Raw genomic sequence first — 23,667 nt, forward strand, 5'->3', positions numbered from 1 at the left:
GTCACGCCCACGTTCCGTGCACCATGGGCTGGTACCCGTAGTGCTCGAGCTCGTCCATACAGGCGATCGGAGCGTGCGCTGCGGCCCGGCCGTCCGGTCCGGGAGCGAACACCTCGCCGGACAGCACCCGGCCGTCCCAGCCGGTGACCTCGCGGATGCTCTCGACGTACCGGGTCAGGGTGCCGCCGTGCTGGTAGTCGTTCTGCTTGCGGACGAAGACGACGAAGTCGAGCGCGCCCGAGATCAGCATCTGGGTGGCCTCCATCGGCAGCCGCTCGGTCGCCTGGATGGCGTAGGTGCTGATCCGGTTGAACACCTCCATCGAGCTGTTCGAGTGGATCGTCGACAGCGAGCCGTCGTTACCCTGGCTCATCGCGTTCAGCATCGTCACGATCTCGTCACCCAGCACCTCACCGACGATCACGCGGGACGGGTTCATCCGCAGCGAACGACGGACCAGGTCGGCCATGTGGACCGCGCCCATGCCTTCGGAGTTCGGCAGCCGCTCCTCGAACGCGACGACGTTCGGGTGCAGGTCCTTGAACTCCCCGAGACCGAGCTCGAGCGAGCGCTCGACCGTGATCAGGCGCTCGTGCGGCTGGATCTCGTTGGCCAGTGCCCGCAGCAGCGTCGTCTTCCCGGAGTTCGTCGCCCCGGCGATCATGATGTTCTTCCGCGCCGCCACCGCGGCGCTCAGGAACGAGGCAACGTCCTGGGAGAAGGTGCCGTTGGCCACCAGATCGCGGAGGAAGACCCGCCCGAGTCGTGCGCGCCGGATCGAGACCGCCGGCCGTGACGTCACGCCCATCACGGCGGACAGACGCGAGCCGTCCGGCAGCCGCAGGTCGAGCTGCGGGTTCGCCGAGTCGAACGGGCGGCTGGTCAGACCGGCATGGGCAGCCAGCACCTGGATCAGCTCGACCAGTTCGTCATCGCTCTCGGCGACCGGGCCGGGTGTCTCCTCGCGGCCGTCGCCGTACTGGACGAAGACCTGGTCGCAGCCGTTGATGTCGATGTTCTCGACCTCGGGGTCGTCGATCAGCGGCTGCAGCCGCCCGACCCCGAACAGTGCGGAGTGGATGGCACCGGCGATCTGCGCGTCGTCGTCCGGGGTCGGCGGCGTGCGGCCCTCGGCCAGCTCGTAGCGGGCGTGGTCCTCCAGCACCTGCACGATCAGCGACCGGGCGTACTCACGCTCGTCCTCGGCGCTCATCGGCGGTACGCCGTTCACCTGGTCGCGACGGCGTTGTTCGTTCAGCCGATCGGCGACCTGGGCACGCAGCCGCCGGACCAGCTCCTGATCGGCGCTCATGCCGTCGGGAAGGCCGCTTGGGCCATGTCGAAGTCGTGGGGTGTGGCGACCAGTGCGGCCATCTCCGCGGTGATGTCGGTCGCCGAGCGGATCAGCTGGGTCTTCTCGAGCCGGCCGTGCCCGCGTCCGTCGAAGAACGCCGCACCGGTCGGGTCGTAGGCCAGATGCCAGCGGTGCCGCACCGGCACGGACATGGCGTCCAGGACAGACCACACCTGCTTCACGCTGTCACGCCGCTTCGGGTCCGCCACGACGATCACACCGAGCTGTGCGTCGACGTGGTGCACCAGTGCGGCCAGCCGCTCTCGCAGGTGCGCCACCGACGAACCTGTGGCCGAACACACCATCACGATCAGGCGTGCGGACTGGATGATCGGCAGCTGCGGCGAGGTGGCACCAATGCGTCCGCAATCGGCCAGTACGTCGGTCTGCTGCATCTGGTTGAACGTGATACCCAGCGGATGCCACAGACCGCCCATCCCGCCGACCTGCTCGGGTGAACGCACACCGAGCAGTACGTCGAGCCCACCGTCGAGCTGCTGGCTGTGCCCGTGGATGACCTCGTCGCCAAGGCCCTTGCGGCTCGCAGCCGCCAGACTGACCAGACCGCGGTCGGAGTTGAGCGGCGCACCGCCCGGTGCCGTCATCCGGATCGCCACGTCGCTACCGGACGGGTCACACTCGGCCAGCAGCACCTGCCGCGGCCAGAGCGCACCCAGCACCAGACCTGCGGTGGTGACCCCGGGAGACCCCTTGGCACTCGCAAGAGCTACGAGCGCCATCAGCCACCCCCGTTGGTCTGCGGAACCTCGGTCTTCGTGCCCGGGTTGAGTTTCACCAGCACCAGCGTCTTGGACGCCGCCGCGGCGGCGACGGTGGTCACTCTGCCGGTCGGCACCAGGATGGTCACGTTCAGGGTGCTGACCGTGGAGCCTGTGTCGGCCACGACGGTGCCGGATGCATTCGTCACCAAGGCCGCCGTGACGATCGTCGACGCGGCAACGCTGTCCTGGCTCGCAGTCGGCACCCGGACGACCGCGACGATGTCGCCCTGCCTGATACCGCCGGACGGGGCCCGACCGGCGTCGAGCACCACGCCGACCTGGGCACCGCCGGACGGGATCGGCGAATCGGTGGTCACGTTCCGAAGGGTGAAGTACTGGTCCTTGTACATCCAGCCTGTCGTGTACTGGCCCACAAGCTTGTCCCGATCGGACCACTTGATCAGGGGTTCGGTCGCGCCGGCCAGGTCGCCACGGGAGAAGTCGTTGCCGTCCAGCTTGTGGCCGGGCGGGAGTTCCTTCAGCTTGACCGCGACATAGCCTTCGCGGTTGCCGCTGTTCACGGCGATGAGGGCGGATCCGGCGGCGCCGAGCAGGATCAGGATGACCGCCAGGGCGGCCAGTGCCGGACGGCGCTCTCGGCTGTTCGGGAGGCGGTTCGCGCCACCGCCCGCCGACCGGCCCGTACCGCGGGCGTTGGGGGCAGGAGTACGCGTGGAGGACGAGAGACTCACGCGCCTACCGTAATGGCTGTCAGGTGCCATCTTCGCCACCCGGTGCGGGCTGTTACCGGCTCGCGACCCGGTTGCGCTCCTCAGAGGTCAGAAGCTCGGTGAATGCACCCGGTCCGCCGTACAACTGGTCTAGGTAGGTGTAGAGCGCCTGCAAGGCCAGTCCTAGCTGGTGTTGCCAGCCATCCGCGCTCTCCAGGGCAGCTGCGAGCGCACGACCCTCAGCGAGCGTGACCGCAGAGTTCACCGGCTGTTCCAGCCGCTCTCCCGCTCCGGCGCGTCGTGACCGCTGCTCACGAATTGCTCCGGCCAGCCCTTCACCCACCAGCAGTACGTCGAAGCCGTGGCCGCCGTACAGCTGGTCCAGGTACTCACACAGGGCGAGGAAGAGCTCGACGCCGTCGTACTCAGGGCCCTCGGTGGCGACGTGCCGCAGTTGCGCGATCACTCCGCGCGCTTCGGCCACTGTCCACCCGGAGGATCCCAACTGCTGGCTCATAGCTCGACTCTAGGGCGTAAATCGTTAACAGAACGGGTGCTTCGAGTAGCTGGCGAGTAACCGAAAGTTTGCTAGCGTCCCGGCCAGACGACCCTTCGGAGGTGTGGTGCCCGACCCGCAGAGCCGTGCCCGGACAGCGATTGCCACTGCATTGGGGATCGCCTGGCCCACTGCTGTCCCGCTCCGCGACGGCAGCGTCTGGCTGACCAGCCGGTACGACGTCCTGCCCGCGCGGGTCACCTCCGACCTGCAGGCGTACCTCGCCCGCCGGGCCACGGACAAGGTGCACGACGACCGGATGCTGGCCGAGGCGGTCGCCCTGCTCGGCGCCGAGCGCGCCCGCAACCGTGACGAGGATCCCGGCCTCGGTGCCGCCGCTGCGCTCGACCGGCTGCTCACGGTGCCCGGATTGGACCAATCGCGGCACGACGAGGCCCGCGCCATGCTCCGGGTCGCCCTGCGCAGTGCCGCCCAGACCTCCCCCGAAGCCGCTACCCGGCTGGCCGCGCTTCCCGGTGCCACCCGGCCGCCTTCGCTGACTGCGGCCGTCTCCGGTGCCGCCACGATCAGCCAGGCCGCACGCAGCCTCGGCACCGCGGCCCCGGTGACACCGCCGCAGCGCCGCCTCCATCCGCGGCGCATGCTGACCCGGGCGATCGGCACCCCCGGTCGCCCAGCCGACGCACCTGCCCTGACTGCCGACTCCGCCCTGGCTGCGCTCGGCCAGCTGCCCGATGCACCAGCAGTCGCCGGCCCGGGACTCGCGGTGATCGCAGGCTCGCAGTACGTCCGCGTCGAGGTCGACCGGACTGTCGGCACGCTGCTCGCCCAAGGCCGTCTGGCAGCCGGTACGGCGGAAGACCCGCACGTACTGCGGATCTCGCCCACCGTCGCCGACGGGCAGCTCGCCCAGGTCTGGACGCACCAGATCAGCCAGCTGACCCAGCAACTCGCCACTCCCGAGCCCAAGGGGATGTTCGGCCGACTGCGCGCCCGCTTCGGCGTCGAGCAGCGCGATATCCGGACCCGTGCGGACTATGCGACGTACCAACTGCTCGCCAAGGAGTGGCGGGATCCGAACGGCAGCCGGAGCAAGGCTGAGATCCGCACCGAGCTCGAAGGTCTGGCCGGTGCGATCAAGCGCCGCGGCGGTGCACTGCCCGAGCTGCCCTGGTCACCCGACGCGCGGTCGGTCCCGGAGGCGATCGAGCTCGGCCGCGCGGCCGAGCGGCTGCTGACCGAATCGGCAACCCCGAACTCCCCCGCGGCCCTGCGTGAGCAGGTCGTCCGGCAGATCGACGAGTTGGAGACGGCCGTCGCCGGCTTCACGCTGCAGGCCGACACCAAGGTTGCTTCGGCAGTGGCGGCCACCGTCGAAGCGGCCGATCTCGAAGGCAAGGCTGTGACCGAGCTGGGGCTGCGGGATCTCGGCGCCGCCGAGCGAGCCCGCGTGTTCCGGGTCCAGTCCGTTGCCGCGAGCAACAAAGCAGGCCGGCACACCCAGCTCGCGACGGGGTACCAGCAGGTCGCCGACGACGCTGCCCACGCGCTGACCGGCTACCGCGATCTGTTGACCGCGATCGACGCCGGCTCGCCCGAGGCGCAGCTGACCGCACTCGCCGACGAAGCGACCGACCGCGTCGAGATCTACGAAGCCGCCAGCGCGCGAGCCCTACCGGCTCCGGAGCTGCTGGAGACCGGCGTACCGACGGGTGCGGCACTCCTCGCCCCGGTCGGCGACATCAACCGGATCATCAAGGCTCGCGGCGGCAAGCACGGCATCGACGCGACTGCTCCCCGGCCGATCCCGACCGCTGAGTACCGGCTGCTGATGTCGGAGGACGGCCTGGTGATCCCGGTCGGCGGCGGCCCCACTGAAGACGTCAAGCAGGTCGGTCAGGTCCGGCTGCGGATGGAGCGGACCGACCTCAGCGAGATCGTCGACCGCGACCACGACCTGGCCCAGCAGATGAACGGCTGGATCGGCGCCGGCGGGCAAGGCATCGGTACGGCGAGCACCCGCTCCAGCAGTACGTCGTTCGGCGTGAATCTGCAGCCGATCATGGCGATGGCGCCTCCCGGCAGCGCGATGCACACCGCGAGCCAGGTCGCCGCACCCCGCGCCGACGTGAACCGCGGGCAGTCCTTCACGCAGGGGTCCGGTCTGTCGACGCATGAGCAGGACGGCGAGGTCGACGACGCCCACGGCGAGTCGCTGCTGTACCGGTCGCAGTGCAAGTGGCTGATCGAGTACCGCAGCTCCCCCACCGCGGACTGGTCGCCGGTCGAGACCGTCGACGCCGGTGAGCACCTCACCTGGATTCCCAGCGCCTACACCGTCCAGGCGCCCACTGCGACGGTGACGCTGGAGCAGCTGGGCCGGGGCAACGAGTGCAGTCCGGAGTTCCCGCCGCACACCGTGACCCGGATCAACGGCGTACAGGACATCAGCGACCGCTTGACCAGGCAGCTGCGGGACCGCGAGGGCGCGCTCGACCGGGTCGCCTACGACCACCTGAACCTGATGGTCACCCGTGACACCAGCAGGCTGCTGCACGAGTTCACCAAGCCCGGTGGGCTCACGCGGCCGATCTCGATCGACGGACGGCCGGAGTACGAGCTGACCATCGAGATCGAGCCGGTGTGGAGTACTGCGACGCTCAGCGGCGAGCCCAGCACCGAGGTGGGTAAGGAGGGCGTCGAAGTCGACTTCTCCGGCATCAACGCCGCCGAGACCTACGGCACCTCGCTGACCGGCACTGTCGGCGCCACGGCGTTGACCGTGCCGACCGCTTCGGCCGGCCGCAGCGTCAGCCGCTCCGGCGGCCAGAACGTCAGCAGCACCGCCATCACTCCGGTGGTTCATCGGGATCGCGGCCCGACGCAGGGCGTGGTGGTCGATTTCAAGGTCCGGGCCACGCTGCGCAAGATCGCCGACCGCAAGGCCGCGCCGATCGTGGTCGAGGACACTTGCAAGGCACGACTCCGGATCACCGAGAACGACCTGCTCCGTGCGGGTGGACCGGCCGCCGCCGACGCCGTACGGCGGGAGGACGACGGCAGCCTGCGGTTCGACCAAGACGGCCGGGTCCTGCTGCGCGGCGACGCCGAACCGCCAACCGGACCGCAGACCGTGCCGCCCTGGCTAGGTGCCGGGCCGAACCAGCTGCGTGGCCCGGGCAAGGCACTCGCGGAGGACCTGCAGGGCGCCGACGAGGCTCGGCAAAAGGCCCTGACAAAGCTGAGCGAGATGGACCTGGTGCCACCACTCGACGCAGACTTCCAGCCGCGGATGGACGCACTGTCGAAGGATCCGTTGCGGCGCGCCGGACAGCTCGCGAACTACGACCGGGTGATCCAGAACATCACCCAGCACCGCATCCAGGCCGGGATCAACCAAGCCTGCCAAGACGGTCTGCCGGTCACCCTGGTCGATCAGCGCACCGGACGGACACCGCACTACCGCCACTTCCGCCTCGGCGTGGAGCAGGACTTCGACGACCAGAACGGGCGCGGTACGACGCCTGCGCGGATTGTGGTCCGGCTCGGCATCACCTCCGACGCGACCAGTCGCAGTACGACGCGATCGACCTCCCTGCCGCTGTCCGCCGGTGCAACGGTCAGCGACGGCCCCGACAAGGGCCTGAGCGGGCTGGCGGGCAAGTTCGGGATCAAGCTCAACCGGAACGCAGTTGGCCGCAGCGTCACCACGACTTCGGGCCGCCGGGTCAACCGCGTCACGCTCGCCGAGAGCACCGAGCCGCTCGACCAGATCCGGCAGGGCATCCGGATCACGTTCGCGGAGCGCACCGGCCGCGGCCTGGAGACGCCGATCGCCGATGTCCCCGGCACGGTCGACCTGTTCTACGAGCAGTCCCTGACGCGCGCCGAGGCGCCGGTCATCGAGCCGAACCCGAAGGCGCCGACGGCTGCGGCGGTCCGCGACGGAATCACGGTGGCCGTCGATGCGGCGGACCCGGCCTATCAGATCTTCAGCCAGGTCGAGGCCTTCAGCGCCGTCGCGCAACTGCACGCCTTCTCCTCGGAGAGCGAGGCCGAGGCGGCCGCCCGGGACGACGCGAGCACCATCGCGCTACTGGACGCCGCCTTCTCCTCGGACAGCCTCGTCGCGCACCCGGACTGGATGAACGGCGACTTCGAGGTCCCGATGGTGATCACCCCACCACCGCCGAACCCGGCTCAGGCGATCGCGGACCGCAGCGTCCTCTCCCAGCAGTACAAGGTCGTCCTGCGCGGCCGCGCGGTCAGCCAGGCCTTCCTGGCGGTCACCCAGCAGAACACCGCGAACATCAACCTCACCCTGACCGACGCCTCCTTCACCTCCGGTACGTCGACCTCCGGCGGCGCAGGTGCCGAGGGCGGCGGCGGTCAGACCGATGCCGATGCGTCGTCGGTGGCCGGCTCGGGCTCCATCGGCCGGAACGCCGGGTCGTCGCAGTCCACGACTGTGAGCCGGGCGACCGGGCAGGAGTGGCTGCTGGTCAACACCGGAACGCATTACGAGTTCCTGGAGCGCTACGAGCTCGAAGCGGACATCGTCGACTCCACCGGCGCCGTCATCCAGACTGTCCAGCTCGACGACGCGCTCGCCCAGAAGGCGATGGCCGAGCGGCGTGCCCTCGCGCTCTACGCGAAGAATCAGCTCGACCTGCCGCTGCCGGTCGTGGCCGATGTCGCCGAGCGCTACCTGCATGACCGCGTCACGATGGATCCGCAGGTCGCCATCGGGTTCCGCCGCCGCTACGAGCTCGAACGGGCCGGCGCCACCACCGGCCTGGCCGCCGAGCACGATTCCGAGCAGCTGGCCGCGAAGGTGTTCGAGAACGCCGGCACCTCGGCACCCAGCCAGACGGCGACGGTCGACGAGCAACTCCTCGCCACCGAGAAGCTGGCTGCTCAGCGACGCGCGGTCGACCCAGGGCCGTCGTACCGGGAGAGCCTTGCATCCGCTCAGATCGACTCGCTCACGATCCTCGGGCAGGACGGCGAACCGGTGGACCTCTTCGAGCTCGTCCGGCCGCAGTTCGAGGAGATCGCGCCGGGTGTGCTGACCGAGAGCAAGTTGCTGGCGCCCGCGCTGCGGGTCAACCTGGCCGCGGACGCCCATCAGGGTGAGCTCGAGAACATGCTCGGTGCACGTGGCTTCGTCGCGACGATCGAGGTACCGATCGAGGGACAGCAGCGGCCGGATCTGTACGAGGTCCAGATCACCGCGGAGATGCTCGGCGAGTACACCGTCGACGGCACGCCGGAGATCCCCGGTGTCGAGGCGATCGGGCTCGACCAGGGGTACGGCTATCACGGGCAGGATCGGTCGGTCGGCCACAGTACGACGTACTCCGCGGAGCTCGGCGGAAATGCCGCGGCCGGTGATTCGGGCAACGTGGGCGCCAAAGTCGCGCGCGTCGGGTCGAAGGAGGCCGGCAGCAACACGACGAACACGATCGTGAATCGAAGCGGACACTTCGACATGGCCGAGGTGAAGCGCTCGATCGTCTACACCTCCAAGGTGACCCGGATCCAGGGCGCCGGCGCGGCCGCGCTGACGAGTGCGCGCTGGAAGCTGGACCGGACTACACCGGACGAGCTCTCTCTCGCGGCGACCCCGCGACAACTGCAGGCCGAGCTCACTCTGCTGGTCCCGAAGGAGCTACTCCGCGAGCCCGGGACCCGTCCGCAACTGGCGGACCACACCGAGCACCGGCCGATCCGGGTCACGGAGAGCGCCGTCCCCGAGAGCACGCAGCCGTACGGCCTGGGCGACTCACGGACCAACCAGCTGTACGACGTCCTGAGCGCGGAACTGAGTGAGCCCCGAGTGCTCGGGCCAGCCGGGTTCGCCGAGCATCGCGGCGCACTGGAGGGGCACCTCAAGGCCACGGCGATGAAGGCGTACTTCCACGAGCTGATCAGTGACGGCGGACTGCGGCTGCCGCCGATGGTTGCTCGCGGCAACGGCCGGACCACGATCAGCACCACGATCAAGGCGCGGATGACCGGTCTCGAGCTGGTTGAGGGCCCGATCGGTGACGCCCAGACCGGCGCGGTGTCGCGGCGCGAGACCTCCGCCCGCTCGGGCAGCTCAGGGAGCCATGTCGGCCCTGGCACGGTGACCGCGGGCGCGGAGGGTGGCCCGGTCTCGGTCGGCGGCTCGGTCGGTGAGCAGGTCAAGGAACAGAGCTCTACCGCCTATGGCAGCCGGCTGGAGACCAGCAAGTTCGAGGAGGGCGAGGTCGTCACGGTCCGGATCCCGGTGAGCTACGACGTCGGCATCGAGCAGGTGCGCGACAACGGGCGCGGGACACCGGAAACCAAGCGGACCAAGGCGATTCCGGACGCTGCGCGCGGTCAGTTCTACGTCAAGATGCTCAAGCACGAGTACCTCGCCGCCCTGCAGGCGATGGAGACCGGAGTGACGGTCGACGCCGCACTTGCCGATACCCGACTGACTGTCACACCGGACGGCGTCGGACGGCCCGACATCGAAGCCTCCGAGACGGTTATCGATGCTGCTGGCAACGAAGTGCACGAACCGTACCGGCCGCTGGTGGCGGCGCTGGCCCAGGCACAGCAAGAGCGGCAGACACTCGTGGTGTCGCTGCGCGACCGGGACGACCACGAGCAGCTCTATCTCGCGGTGTACAACCCGGGCGATGGCACCGCACGGCTGGAGGGCGTGGCCGACGGCGGCTTCGGCGCGGCACTCGGCAGCCTGGACGGCCGGATCGCCTTGATGGCCCAGGGGCGGGTCGACCTTCGCGAGCTGTACAACACGATGGGCCCGAACGACGACTTCGCCACGAAGGCCGCCGACGCGCTGGTCCAGAACGGCGTACCGGCCAGCATGCTGAAGGGTCTCGACTACGGCTCGACGGCCCAGCAGTTCAACCCGGGTGTGGCACCGCCTCCTCCGCAGCCGGCACCTGCCGTGACGACCGGCCGGGCGATGTCGCCGACCGGTCAGGGACCGGCGATCTCGGGACCTTGATGACGGTAGGGTGCAGGCGATCTAGTGAACAGGAGCGCGGGAACTGATGCTGACTGCCAGGACCTTCATCGAGGCGCAGGTCTACACCAGCGTCCAGACCGCCGCCGACATGTCCGCTCCGGCGGTGCCGCCGGCGGATCTGCAGCCCGGTGTCAACGTCACCGAGGGCGAGACCGCCTGGACCTACGCATCGCCATCCGGCGACATCGAGATCCCGTACGCGAGTGAGGACGCTTCCCGCAAGGTCGGCGTGCCGTTCGGGCTCGGCGTCTCCACGCTGATCGACGCAGCTCAGTGGGCCGTGCTGGCGGCGACGTTCGCTCGGCGCGCGCTGACCGCCGACATGGCGTACACCGGTCAGCCCGGCCAGGACCGCTCGGTCGTCGAGCTCAACTGGGAGTACGCCGCTTACGCCGTACGGGAGGCGTTGAAGTTCCTCCCCGAGGACGCGGACGAGGTGCCGGAGTCAGCGATCTGGTCCGAGTTCGGGCGACAGGCGCTGGCCGAGAGCCCGCAGCTGGTCCACCGCGCCAAGCTCTTCGACGACCTGCAGTACTACGAGGGCACGCTGTCGGACTTCCGCGCGCTCTACGACGGCCCGTCGTCGTCCTGAGGTTCGGTCAGCTCGATCCGGATCGCGCGCGCGTCCACACCCGCGGCCTCCAGCACCTTCTGCTTCGGATCCGCCACCCCGAGAAACGGCGGCCGCACGAGCCTCGCGATCTCCTTCAGCCGCGGATCCTCCAGCACGGTCTCGATCGCCCGCCGGTCTCCCCCACACACGAGCGCATCCAGCCGAGCCCCGGCCAGGATCCGTACGGCGACCTCCGTGGCCGCCGCGAACGCCTCCCGCGCCTGGTTGTCCCGCCGCCGGGCGAACCGCTGCTGCGACCACCCACCAGCCTTCGTCGTCCCCTGCACATGACGTGACCCGACCTTCGAGTCCACCAGCCGCGGTCCCACGAAAACCCCCGCGCCATACCCACCCCGCCGTACCAGCAAGAGCCCGAGCCGGTGCTCACCCAGCACATGCGAAACCAGCCCCTCGCGGCTCAAGTCCACGAGAGGCTGGAAGGGCACATTCACCACGGCGACCGCCCCGTCCGACGCAGTCACCGTCACCTGATGCGGTGCTGCGTCGAACGAGGCGTCGCCGTGGCGTTCACCGAAGCCGCTCAGCCACCTGTCCAGGCGCTCCGGTGCGACTGAAACGACTCTGGTCACACGTTGAAGCCGAGGGCGCGGAGCTGGTCGCGGCCGTCGTCGGTGATCTTCTCCGGGCCCCACGGGGGCATCCAGACCCAGTTGATGCGGAAGTCGTTGACCAGGCCTTCGAGGGCCATCCGGGTCTGGTCCTCGATCACGTCGGTGAGCGGGCAGGCCGCGGACGTCAGGGTCATGTCGATGATCGCGGTGGAGGTGTCGTCGACGGTGACGCCGTAGATCAGGCCGAGGTCGACGACGTTGATGCCGAGCTCGGGGTCGACGACGTCCTTGAGGGCCTCGGTGACGTCCTCGACCGGCGGCGGAGTCGTGCCGGGACCGGCCGCCTGGGCCGCCGCGGCTGCTTCGAGGTCGACCTCGGGCAGCTCGATCTTCTCGTCGGTCTGGTCAGGCATTCTTCACTCCTTGGTTGGCAGCCAGCGCCTGGGCGGTGGCGTCGCGCCAGGCGGACCAGCCCAGCAGCGCACACTTGACGCGGGCAGGGAACTGCGCGACCCCCGCGAAGGCGACGCCGTCCTCCAGAACTTCTTCGTCGGGCTCGATGTTCCCACGGCTCTGCATCAGCTCGAGGAACTTCTCGTACGTCGCCATCCCCTCGGTGACCGGCTTGCCGATCACCAGGTCCGACATCACCGACGTCGCCGCCTGACTGATCGAGCAGCCGACGCTGTGGTGGGTGACCGCCTTCACGATGTCACCGTCGAGCTCGACGCGGAGCGTGACCTCGTCCCCGCAGGACGGGTTCACGTGGTGCACCTCCACGTCGTACGGGTCCGCGAGCCCGGCGTGGTGCGGGCTGCGGTAGTGATCCAGGATGATCTCCTGGTAGAGACTGTCGAGCTGCATTATCAGTCCACCTTGAAGAAGCTACGGACGAATCCGAGTCCGTCGACGAGTGCGTCGACCTCCCCGGGAGTCGTGTACAGGTAGAAAGACGCTCTGGTCGACGATTGCATTCCGAACCGCTCGTGCACCGGACGCGCACAGTGGTGACCAGCCCGTACGGCGATGCCCCGCGTGTCCAGCACGGTCGACACGTCGTGCGGGTGCACGCCGTCCAGCTCGAAGCTGATCGCGCCACCGTGATCAACAGCATCCGTCGGACCGAGAAGCTTCAGCCCCGGCACCGTCTTCAGGCCCTCGAGCGCGTACTCCACGATCGCGTGCTCGTGCGCCGCGATCTTGTCCATCCCGATCCCGGACAGGTAGTCCAGGGCCGCGCCGAGACCGACCGCCTGCGCGATCGGCGGCGTACCGGCTTCGAACCGGGCCGGCGGCGGCGCGTACGTCGACCCCGTCATCCGGACGACCTCGATCATCTCGCCACCACCGAGGAACGGCGGCAGCTCGGCGAGCAGATCGTACCGGCCCCAGAGCACGCCGATCCCGGTCGGGCCGACCGCCTTGTGCCCGGTGAAGACGAGGATGTCCACGCCGAGCGTGGAGACGTCGACCGGGAACTGCGGAACCGCCTGGGAGGCGTCGACGACCACGGTCGCGCCGACCGTGTGCGCCTTGGTCGCGATCTCCGTGATCGGGTTGATCGTGCCGAGCGCGTTCGAGACCCAGGTCAGTGAGACGATCTTGGTCCGCTCGGTGAACAGCTCGTCGATGTTCGACAGGTCGAGCCGGCCCTCGTCGGTGACGCCGAACCACTTCAGCGTCGCGCCGGTCCGCTCACACAGCAGCTGCCACGGGACGATGTTGCTGTGGTGCTCCATCTCGGAGATCACCACGACATCGCCCGGCTGCAGCGACGCGCCGAGTGAGTGCGCGGCCAGGTTGAGCGCCTCGGAGGCGTTCTTGGTGAAGACGATCTCGTCCCGGTTGGTGGCGCCGATGAACGCCGCCACCTTGTCGCGACCACCCTCGTACGCCGCGGTCGCCTCCGCGCCGAGCTGGTGCATGGCGCGGGCAACGTTGGCGTTGTGCTTCAGGTAGTGATCCGAGATCGCCTGGACCACCTGGGTCGGCTTCTGCGAAGAGTTCGCCGAGTCCAGGTAGACCAAGGGGAATCCACCCGCGAGCTCACGGCTCAGGATGGGGAAGTCCGCCCGGACCGATTGCAGGTCCAGGGGACTGCTGAACGTCCGGGCGTCGGTCACTTGGCGGCTGCCTTCAGGAAGCGCTCGTAGCCGTTCGCCTCGAGCTCGTCGGCCAGCTCGGCGCCGCCCTCTTCGGCGACCTTGCCGTCGACGAAGACGTGCACGAAGTCCGGCTTGATGTAGCGCAGGATCCGGGTGTAGTGGGTGATCAGCAGAACGCCCTTGTCGCCCTTCTCGGCGAACCGGTTGACACCGGTGGAGACGATCTTCAGCGCGTCGATGTCGAGGCCGGAGTCGGTCTCGTCGAGGATCGCGATCTTCGGGTCGAGCAGCTCCAGCTGGACGATCTCGTGGCGCTTCTTCTCACCACCGGAGAAGCCCTCGTTCACGTTGCGGTTGCCGAAGTCGGAGTCCATGTCCAGGTCGGACAGCGCCTTGTTGACGTCCTTGACCCAGGTCCGCAGCTTCGGGGCCTCGCCGTCGATGGCGGTCTTGGCGGTGCGCAGGAAGTTCGACACCGACACACCGGGGACCTCGACCGGGTACTGCATGGCCAGGAACAGGCCGGCCCGGGCGCGCTCGTCGACGGCCATGTCCAGCACGTCCTCGCCGTCCAGCGTCACGGTGCCGCTGGTGACGTTGTACTTCGGGTGACCGGCGATCGAGTACGCCAGCGTGGACTTGCCGGAACCGTTCGGGCCCATGATCGCGTGCGTCTGACCACCGGCGATGGTCAGGTCGACGCCGCGCAGGATCTCCTTCGGGCCGTTCTCGGTGTCGACCGACACGTGCAGGTCGCGGATCTCGAGTGTCGCCATGAGGTTTCTTCTATCTCCGTCTGGTGTTTACAGGGCTGGCTGGTTGAGAGGGTTCTTCACGTCGACGAGTACGTCGTCGCCGTCGAGGCGGACCGGATACACCGGGACCGGGTCGTAGGCCGGCAGGCTGGTCGGCTCGCCGGTGCGCAGGTCGAAGCGGGACCCGTGCAACCAGCACTCGATCTCGCACCCACCGACGTCACCCTCGGACAGCTGGATCTGCGCGTGCGAACACTCGTCCCGCACCGCGAAGTACTGTCCTTCGCTCTTCACGACCGCGACCTCGACGCCACCGATCTCCACCGAGACGACTCCCTCGTCCGGTACGTCGGTGGCGGCGCAGGCGCGCTCAAAACTGTCGCTCACTGGCCGAGGGCTGCCTTTGCAGACGCGCTCAGCTCGGCAGTGCGGGCCAGCTTGGTTTCGATCACCTCGTGCAGGTGCTCGACGACCTCGGGGACACCGATCTTGCCGATGATGTCGTTGAAGAAGCCGGACACGACCAGCCGGCGGGCGGCGTCCTCAGGGATACCGCGCGCCTGCAGGTAGAACAGCTGCTCGTCGTCGAACCGGCCGGTCGCCGACGCGTGTCCCGCGCCCTCGATCTCGCCGGTCTCGATCTCCAGGTTCGGCACCGAGTCGGCGCGGGCGCCTTCGGTCAGGACCAGGTTGCGGTTCAGCTCGAAGGTGTCGGTGCCCTCGGCCGCGGCGCGGATCAGTACGTCGCCGATCCAGACCGAACGGGCGTGGTCACCGGCCAGCGCACCCTTGTAGAGCACGTTGCTCTTGCAGTTCGTGGCCTCGTGGTCGACGAACAGGCGGTGCTCGTGGTGCTGGCCTCCCTCGGCGAAGTACACCCCGAGGAATTCGGCGTCGCCACCAGGACCGGCGTACCGGACGTTGGCGTTGATCCGGACGACCTTGCCGCCCAGCGTCACGACGACGTGCTTCAGCTTGGCGTCGCGGCCGACCAGCGAGTCGTGCTGGGCCAGGTGCAGCGACTCGTGGTCACCCTGCTGGATGCTCACGACGCGCAGCTCGGCGCCGTCGCCGACCTTGATCTCGACGTTGCTGGCCAGCTCACCGGCACCGGTGTGATCGATGATCACCAGGCCGCGGCTGTGCCGGCCGGCCTCGATGATCAGGTGCGTGTACCCACGGCCGCCGAGGCTGGCCACGTTCACGTGCACCGGCTCGGTCAGCTCGGCCTCGTTCGGGATCCGCACGGCCAGGGCCGACGGGGACTGCTTCCAGGCGATCGCGGACGGCCGGTCCTGCGGGGTGAGGACCTTGAGCGCGTCGGCGACGACGGTCTCGATCTCGACCCGCTCGGGGCCGAACGCCTCGACCTTCGGCGTCTCGGTGCCTTCGCTGTCCTCGAACAGCGACTTCAGCGCCTTGATCGGCGTGAAGCGCCACTCTTCCTCGCGCCCGTTCGGCACCGGAAAGACATCGACGTCGTACGACGTCGGCCGCTCGCTCCTGGCCTGCAGCGGGACCGGGGAGCCCGGCCCGTGCGAGTGCGCCTTGTTGCCAGTGGCAACCAGAGTTTCGGTCGACATCAGCCGACGGCCCCTTCCATCTGCAGCTCGATGAGCCGGTTGAGTTCCAGCGCGTACTCCATCGGGAGCTCGCGGGCGATCGGCTCGATGAAGCCGCGGACGATCATCGCCATCGCCTCGTCCTCGGCCATCCCCCGGCTCATCAGGTAGAAGAGCTGGTCGTCGCTGACCTTGGAGACGGTCGCCTCGTGCCCCATCGCCACGTCGTCCTCGCGGACGTCGACGTACGGGTAGGTGTCGGAACGGCTGATGGTGTCGACCAGCAGCGCGTCACAGCGCACCGTGGACTTGCTGTGGTGCGAACCCGGCGCCACCTCGACCAGACCGCGGTACGACGTCCGGCCGCCACCGCGGGCCACGGACTTCGACACGATCGAGCTCGACGTGTACGGCGCGTTGTGCACCATCTTCGAACCGGCGTCCTGGTGCTGGCCCTCGCCCGCGAACGCGACCGACAGGGTCTCGCCCTTGGCGTGCTCACCCATCAGGTAGACGGCCGGGTACTTCATCGTCACCTTGGAACCGATGTTGCCGTCGATCCACTCCATCGTCGCGCCGGCCTCACAGGTGGCGCGCTTGGTGACCAGGTTGTAGACGTTGTTCGACCAGTTCTGGATCGTCGTGTAGCGGCAGCGGGCGCCCTTCTTCACGATGATCTCGACCACCGCGGAGTGCAGCGAGTCCGACTTGTAGATCGGCGCGGTGCAGCCCTCGACGTAGTGCACGTAGGCGTCCTCGTCGACGATGATCAGCGTCCGCTCGAACTGACCCATGTTCTCGGTGTTGATCCGGAAGTAGGCCTGCAGCGGGATGTCCACCTTGACGCCCTTGGGCACGTAGATGAACGAGCCGCCGGACCAGACCGACGTGTTCAGCGCGGCGAACTTGTTGTCGCCGACCGGGATCACGGAGCCGAAGTACTCCTGGAACAGCTCCGGGTACTCCTTCAGGCCGGTGTCGGTGTCGACGAAGATGACACCCTGCTCCTCCAGGTCCTCACGGATCTGGTGGTAGACGACCTCGGACTCGTACTGCGCGGCGACACCGGCGACCAGGCGCTGCTTCTCCGCCTCCGGGATCCCGAGCTTGTCGTAGGTGTTCTTGATGTCCTCGGGCAGCTCTTCCCAGCTGGTCGCCTGCTTCTCGGTCGACCGGACGAAGTACTTGATGTTGTCGAAGTCGATCCCGGACAGGTCGGCACCCCACGACGGCATCGGCTTGCGGTCGAAGAGCTTCAGGCCCTTCAGCCGCAGGTCGAGCATCCACTCGGGTTCACTCTTCAGCGCCGAGATGCCACGCACCACGTCGGCATTGATGCCGCGCTGGGCCACCGCGCCGGCGGCGTCGGAGTCGGACCAGCCGTACTGGTAGTTGCCGAGGCCTTCCAGTTCGGGGTGAGCGGTTTGCGTCATCGTGCAGTCCTCGCAGATTCGCCGTCGGATACAGAGGAAACGGGGCTGGTCGGCCCCGGGATGTGCGTCGTACAGACACCGTCGCCGTGGGCGATGGTGGCCAGCCGCTGGACGTGCCGGCCGAGCAAGGTGGCGAACACCTCGGTCTCGGCCTCACACAGCTGGGGGAACTGCTCGGCCACGTGCGCGACCGGGCAATGGTGCTGGCAGAGCTGAGCGCCCTGACCCCGCTCCGCGGTGGACGCGGCATAGCCGTCCGCCGTCAGCGCCTGGGCCAGCGCCTCCGCCTTGTCACTCTCCGGAGCCGCGTCGACCAGCTCCCGGTACCGCTGTCCCACCTCGACAGCGCGGCGGCGCGCGAACTCCGCCACCGCCTCGTCCCCGCCGGCCTCCGCGATGAAGTGCAGCGCGGTGGCCGCCAGGTCGTCGTACGCCTGGTGGAACGCATGCCGGCCGGAGTCGGTCAGCACGAAGACCTTCGCAGGGCGCCCGCGGCCACGGGGACCGTAGACGCGCTCCTCGCGGGACTCGACCAGCCCCTCCTCGAGCAGGTGGTCGAGGTGCCGCCGGACGGCGGCAGGCGTCAGCTCCAGGCGCTCAGCGAGCACCGCGGCGCTGGACGGGCCGTTGGTCAGAATGGACCGAGCCACCCGGTCCCGGGTGGACTCGTCCCGCGCACTGCCGGTACCGGCAGGCGCCGCTCCGGATGTCGCGGAAGTTTTCACAACATCAGTGTCGCGTAATTCGGGGTGCCCTTCAAATAAGGCTGCCCTAACCGGTTCACGCCTTCTCCGCGCACTCACGCTGGACCAAAGGGCAGGGCGTGAGCGAGGTCACGTTCACCTGTTCTCTATGCTGCGGTTTGTGCCAGTCGCGGTGGAGATCGACAACCTCGTCGTGCGGTACGGCGAGAAGGCCGCGGTCGACGGTCTCAGTCTCACCGTAACCGGCGGCACAGTCACGTCTGTGCTCGGCCCCAACGGGGCGGGCAAGACCACGACCGTGGAGAGCTGTGAGGGGTTCCGGCGGCCGGATTCCGGCCGCGTCCGGGTGCTCGGGCTGGACCCGATCGCCGACCACGACGAATTGATGCCGCGGATCGGCGTGATGCTGCAGGACGGCGGCGCCTGGTCCGGGGTCCGCGCGCTCGAGATGCTGAAGTACGTCGCGACGCTGCACTCGCATCCGCTCGACCTCGACACCCTCGTCGACCGGCTCGACCTCGGGACCTGCGGACGGACGCCGTACCGACGGTTGTCAGGTGGCCAGAAGCAGCGGCTGTCGCTGGCGCTGGCGATCGTGGGGCGGCCGGAGATCGCGTTCCTGGACGAACCGACCACGGGGCTCGACCCGCATGGGCGCCGCGAGATCTGGCAGCTGATCCGCGACCTGCGGGATGACGGGGTGACCGTCGTACTGACCACGCATGCGATGGACGAGGCCGAGCAGTTGTCCGACCAGGTGCATGTGATGGCGGCCGGGAAGCTGATCGCCTCCGGCACTCCGGACACGCTGACAGAGCACGGCACCAAGTCGCTGGAGGACGTCTACCTGGCGCTCACCGCGCCGCCCGCACGGGAGAAGAGATGAGCACCGAGACCGCCACCTACGCGCCACAGCCGGGCAGTGCGCCCTGGCGGCACAAGGTGCTGGCTCACACCCGGATGGAATTCCGGCTGCTGATCCGCAACGGCGAGCAGCTGCTGCTCGCGCTCGTCATCCCGCTCGGACTGCTGCTCCTGCTGGGTGCGACCGGGCTGGGCAACCGCCTGCCGCTCGGCGAAGGCCGGCCGATCGACGACGCCGTACCGCGGGTTCTTGCACTCGCGGTGCTGTCGTCGTCGTTCACCTCGCTGGCGATCGCGACCGGTTTCGAACGCCGGTACGGCGTGATCAAGCGGCTCGGGGCGTCTCCCCTGTCGCGCGGGGGACTGCTCGCCGGGAAGATCGGCGCAGTACTGATCGTGCAGGTGATCCAATTCGCCGTACTGATCGGGACCGGGTTCGCCCTCGGCTGGAAGCCGGTCGGTGGCGCTACCGCGGTGGTTGGCGTCGTACTGACTGTCCTGTGCGGTACGGCGGCGTTCGCATCGCTCGGTCTGTTGATGGCCGGTGTGCTGCGGGCTGAGGCGACGCTGGCGGCCGCGAACCTGCTGTATCTGTTGCTGCTGGCCGGTGGCGCGGTGATGACGCCGGTCGACGAGTACCCGGAGGCCATGCAGGGCGTGGTCCGGCTGCTGCCGAGTGCGGCGCTGGCGAGCGGCCTGTCGAACTCGACGGTCGAGGGGATCATCCCCTGGGCGGCCGCACTGTCGCTGGCGTTGTGGGCCGGAGTCCTGGGCTACCTGGTCTCCCGAACCTTCCGATGGGACTGACCTTTAGAGTGTGCCGGTGATGACGACCGAACTTCCGCCCCAACAGACTGAACCAGTCGGCCGGTTCTGGCGCCTGGTGCCCGAGCCGAGCCTGGACGCGGTCCGGCGCTGGGGCTGGGCCTCGGTGATCGTCAACATCGGCATCGTGGTCACCGGCGGTCTCGTCCGGTTGACCGGATCCGGGCTCGGCTGCCCGACCTGGCCGTCGTGCACGGACTCGTCGTACGTGCCGCATGCCGAGCTCGGGATGCACGGGGCGATCGAGTTCGGCAACCGGATGCTCGGGTTCGTGGTGGCGATCGTTGCGATCGGCACCTGGCTGGCCGTGATGCGGTACCGGCCGATCCGGCGGGACCTGCGCAGGCTGGCGACCGCGGCGGCGCTCGGCGTACCGCTGCAGGCCGTCATCGGCGGTGTGAGCGTCCTCACCGGCCTCAACCCGTGGATCGTCTCCGCGCACTTCCTGGTCTCGCCGATCATCATCACGCTGACCGTGTCGATGATGCGCCGCTCCCGAACCAGCCCCTACCCCCACACTCCCCCGGTCGTCCGAGCGCTGGCCACGGCTTCGGTGGTGGCCGTCTGGCTGGCCGTTGCCGTCGGCACCCTCGTCACCGGCGCCGGGCCGCACTCAGGCGACCCGGACACCGGCCGGAACGGCTTCGACGAGGAGCTGATCAGCCAACTGCACGCCGACGTGGTCTTCGGCCTGCTCGGCATCACGATCGCCCTGGTGATCGCCACCCGGGTCACCGCAACCTCGCGCACCCTCCGCAAACTCGCGTCCTGGCTGCTGGCCGCCGAGCTACTCCAGGGCGTGGTGGGTTTCACGCAGTACTTCACCCACCTGCCCTGGGTGCTCGTCCTCATTCACATGTTCTTCGCGGCGCTGCTGATCGCGCTCGTCACAGCTGTGTACGGCGAACGCGGTACACCGGCTACCTGACCCGGTAGACGGCTCCTGGGCCGAAGATCGGGGATGACACGAAGAGTGCGCCCCAGCGGTTGTAGGCGACGCCGCCCGGCAGGTTGAGCTTGCCGCGGGCAAGTTCCTTCCGGTGGCCCCACTTGTCCTGGACGATCAGCGAGCCGATCGGCGAACCACCCATCTCGAACTTCAGCCAGCTGTCCCGCGCCAGCTGCACCACGGCCAGCTTGCCGTGCGGTCCGCCGGCCAGATCCACGATCGACGTGTACCCGTCGGCGTGCCGCTTGCAGTTGCCCTTCCACGGCTTCACCGGGTCACACACCGCGTTGACCGAGCCAGGCTTGATCCGCCAGATCTGCGAGGTCCCCTTGGTGGCCGGGAATCCGCGCAGCTCACCGACGTACCAGTAACCGTCCGAGCCCACGGTGACCGAGGTCGCGACGGCCTCACTCGGGATCCTGGTACCGGACTGCGGCCCCAGTCCCGCTGGCACCTTCACAACCCGCGGCTTCAGCCGGGCGACGGTCTTGACCTTCCCGTTCGGCCAGACCCGCAGCAGATCGTTGCCCGCAGCATCCGCCACCAGCACGGTCCCATCCTTCAACGCGGCGACGCCGTACGGGTTCGTCTCGGTCGGCGGATCGGCCAGGTTGTACGGATCCGGGTCCTTGGCCTGGTACTTCGCGATATCCGCCACCACGACCGGAGCCTTCCCCGGCCGCAACCGGTAGAGGGTCGCGCCGCCTGGCGGGATCGGCTGACCCGGTGCTCCCGCGCCGGTCAGCGCGTACGTCGTACCCCAGGCGTTGGTGTCGATCGCCGGCGGGAACCCACCGGGCACCTGCCCCAGCTTCCACCGCTTGTGACCATCGGTCGCGTAGACCGAACCATCCGTGACGCTGTAGATCACCTTGTGCCCATACGTCGCCACACCCCGTGGACCGTTCAGATTGGTTGCCACAGGCCTCAGTACGCCGCCCGCCTCAGCCTGCCCCGCCACCAGCATCGACCCGGTCAACGCGAGCGCCGCAATCGCAGCTATCCGTGTTCGTACCCCCACAGCCATACCCCCTGAAATCTGTGTCTCCCCAGACGCGGAGCCCCTCCACAGACCTCAACATCGCAACACCACACATCCCAGGGGTCAAGGCCCACAAGGGCATAACTCTGTGCCCCTCACCCCTCGCTCCGAGCACGCCTGCAGGGGCTCGTTGGTGATCTCTACGCCGGGGAAGCGGCGGCGCATGGCAGCTTCATGGCGGTCAGCGGCAGCCGGGTCTCCGATGTAGTCCGCAATCACATGCGGACCGAACCACAGCCGCACCCGTCGGCGAGGTAGGAAGCACACGCGCCGGACGCTATCGCCCCCAGTTGTCAGCAGTGTTACTCCGCGTTACGCCCCGAAGTCACCCACGACCGTAAGAACAGGAGGTACCGCCGCAAACCCGATCGCCTCACGCTCACCCACACCTGACCGGAGCCCCGGACAGCAACTACCTCCTGTCCTACCGGTCGTCCCTCACTCCGTCCACCCACCCCGCCGCCGCGGCTGCCGCCGCTTCCCCCTCGAGAGCAGTTCGGGGCGAACGTTTCTTCGCAAGCAGCCGCCGCTCCAGCCCGCTCCTGCGTCGCGTGCACCGCGGCTAGCTGACACGTGGTTGAGGGGACGGGTGGCGCCAGGAGCCTGATCAACGAGGGCTGGTGAGCCGCGCGCCGGAGGCGCCATAGAACTGTTGCCGCCGGAGGCGGTGTCCTTTTACGCCGGAGGCGGTGGCGTTAGCGGAGGAGGGGGTCGATGGCGGCGGCGATGAAGAGGAGGGCCAGGTAGATGTTGGAGAAGTGGAAGAGGCGCATGGGGCGCAGGGCGGCGCCGTCGGCGCCGGTGTGGGCTCGGCGGAGGAGGTTGCGGGCCTCGCGGAGGAAGACGACGCCGAGGATGACGGCGGCGACGGGGTAGACGACTCCGGTGTCGGCGACGGGCCAGAGGGCGATCGAGGTGATCACCATCACGACGGAGTAGGCCATGATCTGGCGGGCGGTCTGGACCGGGGTGGCGACGACGGGGAGCATCGGTACGTCGACCGAGGCGTAGTCCTCGCGGTAGCGCATGGCCAGGGACCAGGTGTGCGGGGGCGTCCAGAAGAAGACGACGCCGAACAGGACGATCGGGGTCCACGCCAGCGAGTTGGTGACCGCGGTCCAGCCGATCAGGGTCGGGAAACAGCCGGCGATACCGCCCCAGACGATGTTCTGCACGGTCCGGCGCTTCAGGAGCATCGTGTAGCCGAAGACGTAGAACAGGTTCGCCACCAGGGCGAGAATCGACGAGAGCCAGTTCACGAAGAAGCCGAGCTCCAGCGTGGCGAGCACGCCGAGGACGACGCCGAAGATGGTCGCCGAGCGCGGGCTGACCGCGTGCCGGGGCAGCGGGCGGCGGCGGGTGCGGCGCATCTGCTCGTCGATGTCGCGGTCGAGCACGCAGTTGATCGTGTTCGCGCTGCCGGAGGCGAGGATGCCGCCGACCAGGGTGGCGGCGACGACGCCGAGCCCCGGGACTCCCCCGGCGGCCAGGAACATCACCGGCACCGTGGTGATCAGCAGCAGCTCGATGATGCGTGGCTTGGTCAGACCGACATACGCCTTCACCACGTCGCGCACCGACGGACTGACCACACCAGAATTGGCCACACTGGATGGATCCGGCAGCGGCGTCGGGTACGACGTCGTCGCGGCTGGACGCGGGTCGACGGCCGTCACGAACACCTCGAACTCAGAAGGTTGACGCCGGGGTACCGGCGCTGACGGTTCGACAGTCTACGACGCCCCGTAGGAGGGCCCGACCACCCCCCTGGGTGAGTCGGGGAACAACGACGTTCACGTCCGGGTTGCTGATCTGTGAGACGCCTGAAACGTGCTGGCGAGTAGGCTCCTGACCGAGCACCAGCACAGTTGTTCACAGCCATCGAGAGG

General features: G+C 68.7%; 20 protein-coding genes. 5 read left to right on the forward strand and 15 right to left on the reverse strand.

Annotation, left to right across the window (positions count from 1 at the left end; all coding sequences use genetic code 11):
- Position 1 precedes the first annotated feature (1 nt).
- Genes ACFCV3_RS18965 through ACFCV3_RS18980 form a run of 4 tightly spaced genes read right to left on the reverse strand, consistent with a single transcriptional unit; the run spans position 2 to position 3,324 of the window.
- Entirely contained in the window at positions 2 to 1,312 is a 1,311-nt protein-coding gene (locus ACFCV3_RS18965; RefSeq protein WP_376031434.1) for a CpaF family protein, read from the reverse strand.
- Positions 1,309 to 2,094 carry a hypothetical protein gene (locus tag ACFCV3_RS18970; protein WP_376031436.1) on the reverse strand — a complete coding sequence of 262 codons (786 nt, stop codon included), beginning with the start codon at positions 2,092 to 2,094 and terminating at the stop codon, positions 1,309 to 1,311. The genes ACFCV3_RS18965 and ACFCV3_RS18970 overlap by 4 nt, the downstream gene beginning before the upstream one ends.
- Positions 2,094 to 2,828 (reverse strand): hypothetical protein, encoded by a 735-nt coding sequence (locus ACFCV3_RS18975; protein ID WP_376031438.1) that lies wholly within the window; start codon positions 2,826 to 2,828, stop codon positions 2,094 to 2,096. The genes ACFCV3_RS18970 and ACFCV3_RS18975 overlap by 1 nt, the downstream gene beginning before the upstream one ends.
- Before the next feature lie 52 nt (positions 2,829 to 2,880).
- Positions 2,881 to 3,324, reverse strand: a complete 444-nt coding sequence (locus ACFCV3_RS18980; RefSeq protein WP_376031439.1) for a hypothetical protein — start codon at positions 3,322 to 3,324, stop codon at positions 2,881 to 2,883.
- Between the two features lie 106 nt (positions 3,325 to 3,430).
- Here ACFCV3_RS18980 and ACFCV3_RS18985 point away from each other — a divergent pair, with 106 nt between their 5' ends.
- The gene (locus ACFCV3_RS18985) at positions 3,431 to 10,333 is read left to right on the forward strand and encodes a hypothetical protein (protein ID WP_376031440.1); all 6,903 of its coding nucleotides are present in this window, start codon (positions 3,431 to 3,433) and stop codon (positions 10,331 to 10,333) included.
- A 46-nt stretch (positions 10,334 to 10,379) separates the two neighbouring features.
- Positions 10,380 to 10,946: a hypothetical protein gene (locus tag ACFCV3_RS18990; protein WP_376031442.1), complete on the forward strand. Its 567-nt coding sequence runs from the start codon at positions 10,380 to 10,382 to the stop codon at positions 10,944 to 10,946.
- On the opposite strand, the gene ACFCV3_RS18995 is transcribed toward ACFCV3_RS18990, so the two are convergent.
- The 9 genes from ACFCV3_RS18995 to ACFCV3_RS19035 are packed head-to-tail and all read right to left on the reverse strand — an operon-like array spanning position 10,922 to position 18,119.
- Positions 10,922 to 11,557 carry an acVLRF1 family peptidyl-tRNA hydrolase gene (locus tag ACFCV3_RS18995; protein WP_376031444.1) on the reverse strand — a complete coding sequence of 212 codons (636 nt, stop codon included), beginning with the start codon at positions 11,555 to 11,557 and terminating at the stop codon, positions 10,922 to 10,924. The two genes, ACFCV3_RS18990 and ACFCV3_RS18995, sit on opposite strands and share 25 nt — an antisense overlap.
- A complete protein-coding gene (locus tag ACFCV3_RS19000; RefSeq protein WP_376031446.1) occupies positions 11,554 to 11,952 on the reverse strand; it encodes a metal-sulfur cluster assembly factor in 399 nt (132 codons plus the stop codon). The genes ACFCV3_RS18995 and ACFCV3_RS19000 overlap by 4 nt, the downstream gene beginning before the upstream one ends.
- Entirely contained in the window at positions 11,945 to 12,403 is a 459-nt protein-coding gene (sufU, locus tag ACFCV3_RS19005; protein ID WP_376031448.1) for a Fe-S cluster assembly sulfur transfer protein SufU, read from the reverse strand. Before sufU ends, ACFCV3_RS19000 begins: the two co-directional genes overlap by 8 nt.
- A gap of 2 nt (positions 12,404 to 12,405) precedes the next feature.
- Positions 12,406 to 13,662, reverse strand: coding sequence for a cysteine desulfurase (locus ACFCV3_RS19010; protein ID WP_376031450.1), 1,257 nt, complete (start codon positions 13,660 to 13,662; stop codon positions 12,406 to 12,408).
- A complete protein-coding gene (sufC, locus tag ACFCV3_RS19015; protein WP_376031452.1) occupies positions 13,659 to 14,420 on the reverse strand; it encodes a Fe-S cluster assembly ATPase SufC in 762 nt (253 codons plus the stop codon). Before sufC ends, ACFCV3_RS19010 begins: the two co-directional genes overlap by 4 nt.
- Before the next feature lie 27 nt (positions 14,421 to 14,447).
- Positions 14,448 to 14,786 carry a non-heme iron oxygenase ferredoxin subunit gene (locus tag ACFCV3_RS19020; RefSeq protein WP_132414638.1) on the reverse strand — a complete coding sequence of 113 codons (339 nt, stop codon included), beginning with the start codon at positions 14,784 to 14,786 and terminating at the stop codon, positions 14,448 to 14,450.
- Positions 14,783 to 15,985, reverse strand: a complete 1,203-nt coding sequence (sufD, locus tag ACFCV3_RS19025) for a Fe-S cluster assembly protein SufD (protein ID WP_376032421.1) — start codon at positions 15,983 to 15,985, stop codon at positions 14,783 to 14,785. Before sufD ends, ACFCV3_RS19020 begins: the two co-directional genes overlap by 4 nt.
- Entirely contained in the window at positions 15,982 to 17,394 is a 1,413-nt protein-coding gene (sufB, locus tag ACFCV3_RS19030; protein WP_376031454.1) for a Fe-S cluster assembly protein SufB, read from the reverse strand. Before sufB ends, sufD begins: the two co-directional genes overlap by 4 nt.
- Positions 17,391 to 18,119 (reverse strand): helix-turn-helix transcriptional regulator, encoded by a 729-nt coding sequence (locus ACFCV3_RS19035; protein ID WP_376031456.1) that lies wholly within the window; start codon positions 18,117 to 18,119, stop codon positions 17,391 to 17,393. Before ACFCV3_RS19035 ends, sufB begins: the two co-directional genes overlap by 4 nt.
- Before the next feature lie 139 nt (positions 18,120 to 18,258).
- On the opposite strand from ACFCV3_RS19035, the gene ACFCV3_RS19040 reads away from it, so the two are divergent.
- From ACFCV3_RS19040 to ACFCV3_RS19050, 3 genes are read left to right on the forward strand one after another with little or no spacing between them, the layout of a single operon-like run.
- Complete coding sequence (locus ACFCV3_RS19040; RefSeq protein WP_376031458.1) at positions 18,259 to 18,984, forward strand: ABC transporter ATP-binding protein; 726 nt, start codon at positions 18,259 to 18,261, stop codon at positions 18,982 to 18,984.
- Positions 18,981 to 19,769 carry an ABC transporter permease gene (locus ACFCV3_RS19045; RefSeq protein WP_132414634.1) on the forward strand — a complete coding sequence of 263 codons (789 nt, stop codon included), beginning with the start codon at positions 18,981 to 18,983 and terminating at the stop codon, positions 19,767 to 19,769. Before ACFCV3_RS19040 ends, ACFCV3_RS19045 begins: the two co-directional genes overlap by 4 nt.
- Positions 19,770 to 19,788: 19 nt before the next feature.
- Positions 19,789 to 20,715, forward strand: a complete 927-nt coding sequence (locus ACFCV3_RS19050; protein WP_376032423.1) for a heme A synthase — start codon at positions 19,789 to 19,791, stop codon at positions 20,713 to 20,715.
- Here the strand turns inward: ACFCV3_RS19050 and ACFCV3_RS19055 are convergent.
- A complete protein-coding gene (locus ACFCV3_RS19055) occupies positions 20,708 to 21,757 on the reverse strand; it encodes a ScyD/ScyE family protein (protein WP_376031460.1) in 1,050 nt (349 codons plus the stop codon). The genes ACFCV3_RS19050 and ACFCV3_RS19055 overlap by 8 nt on opposite strands.
- A 716-nt stretch (positions 21,758 to 22,473) precedes the next feature.
- Entirely contained in the window at positions 22,474 to 23,403 is a 930-nt protein-coding gene (locus ACFCV3_RS19060) for a heme o synthase (protein ID WP_376032425.1), read from the reverse strand.
- Between the last annotated feature and the right edge of the window lie 264 nt (positions 23,404 to 23,667).

Origin of the sequence: Kribbella sp. NPDC056345 (assembly GCF_042262745.1) — a bacterium.
Classification (GTDB): domain Bacteria; phylum Actinomycetota; class Actinomycetes; order Propionibacteriales; family Kribbellaceae; genus Kribbella.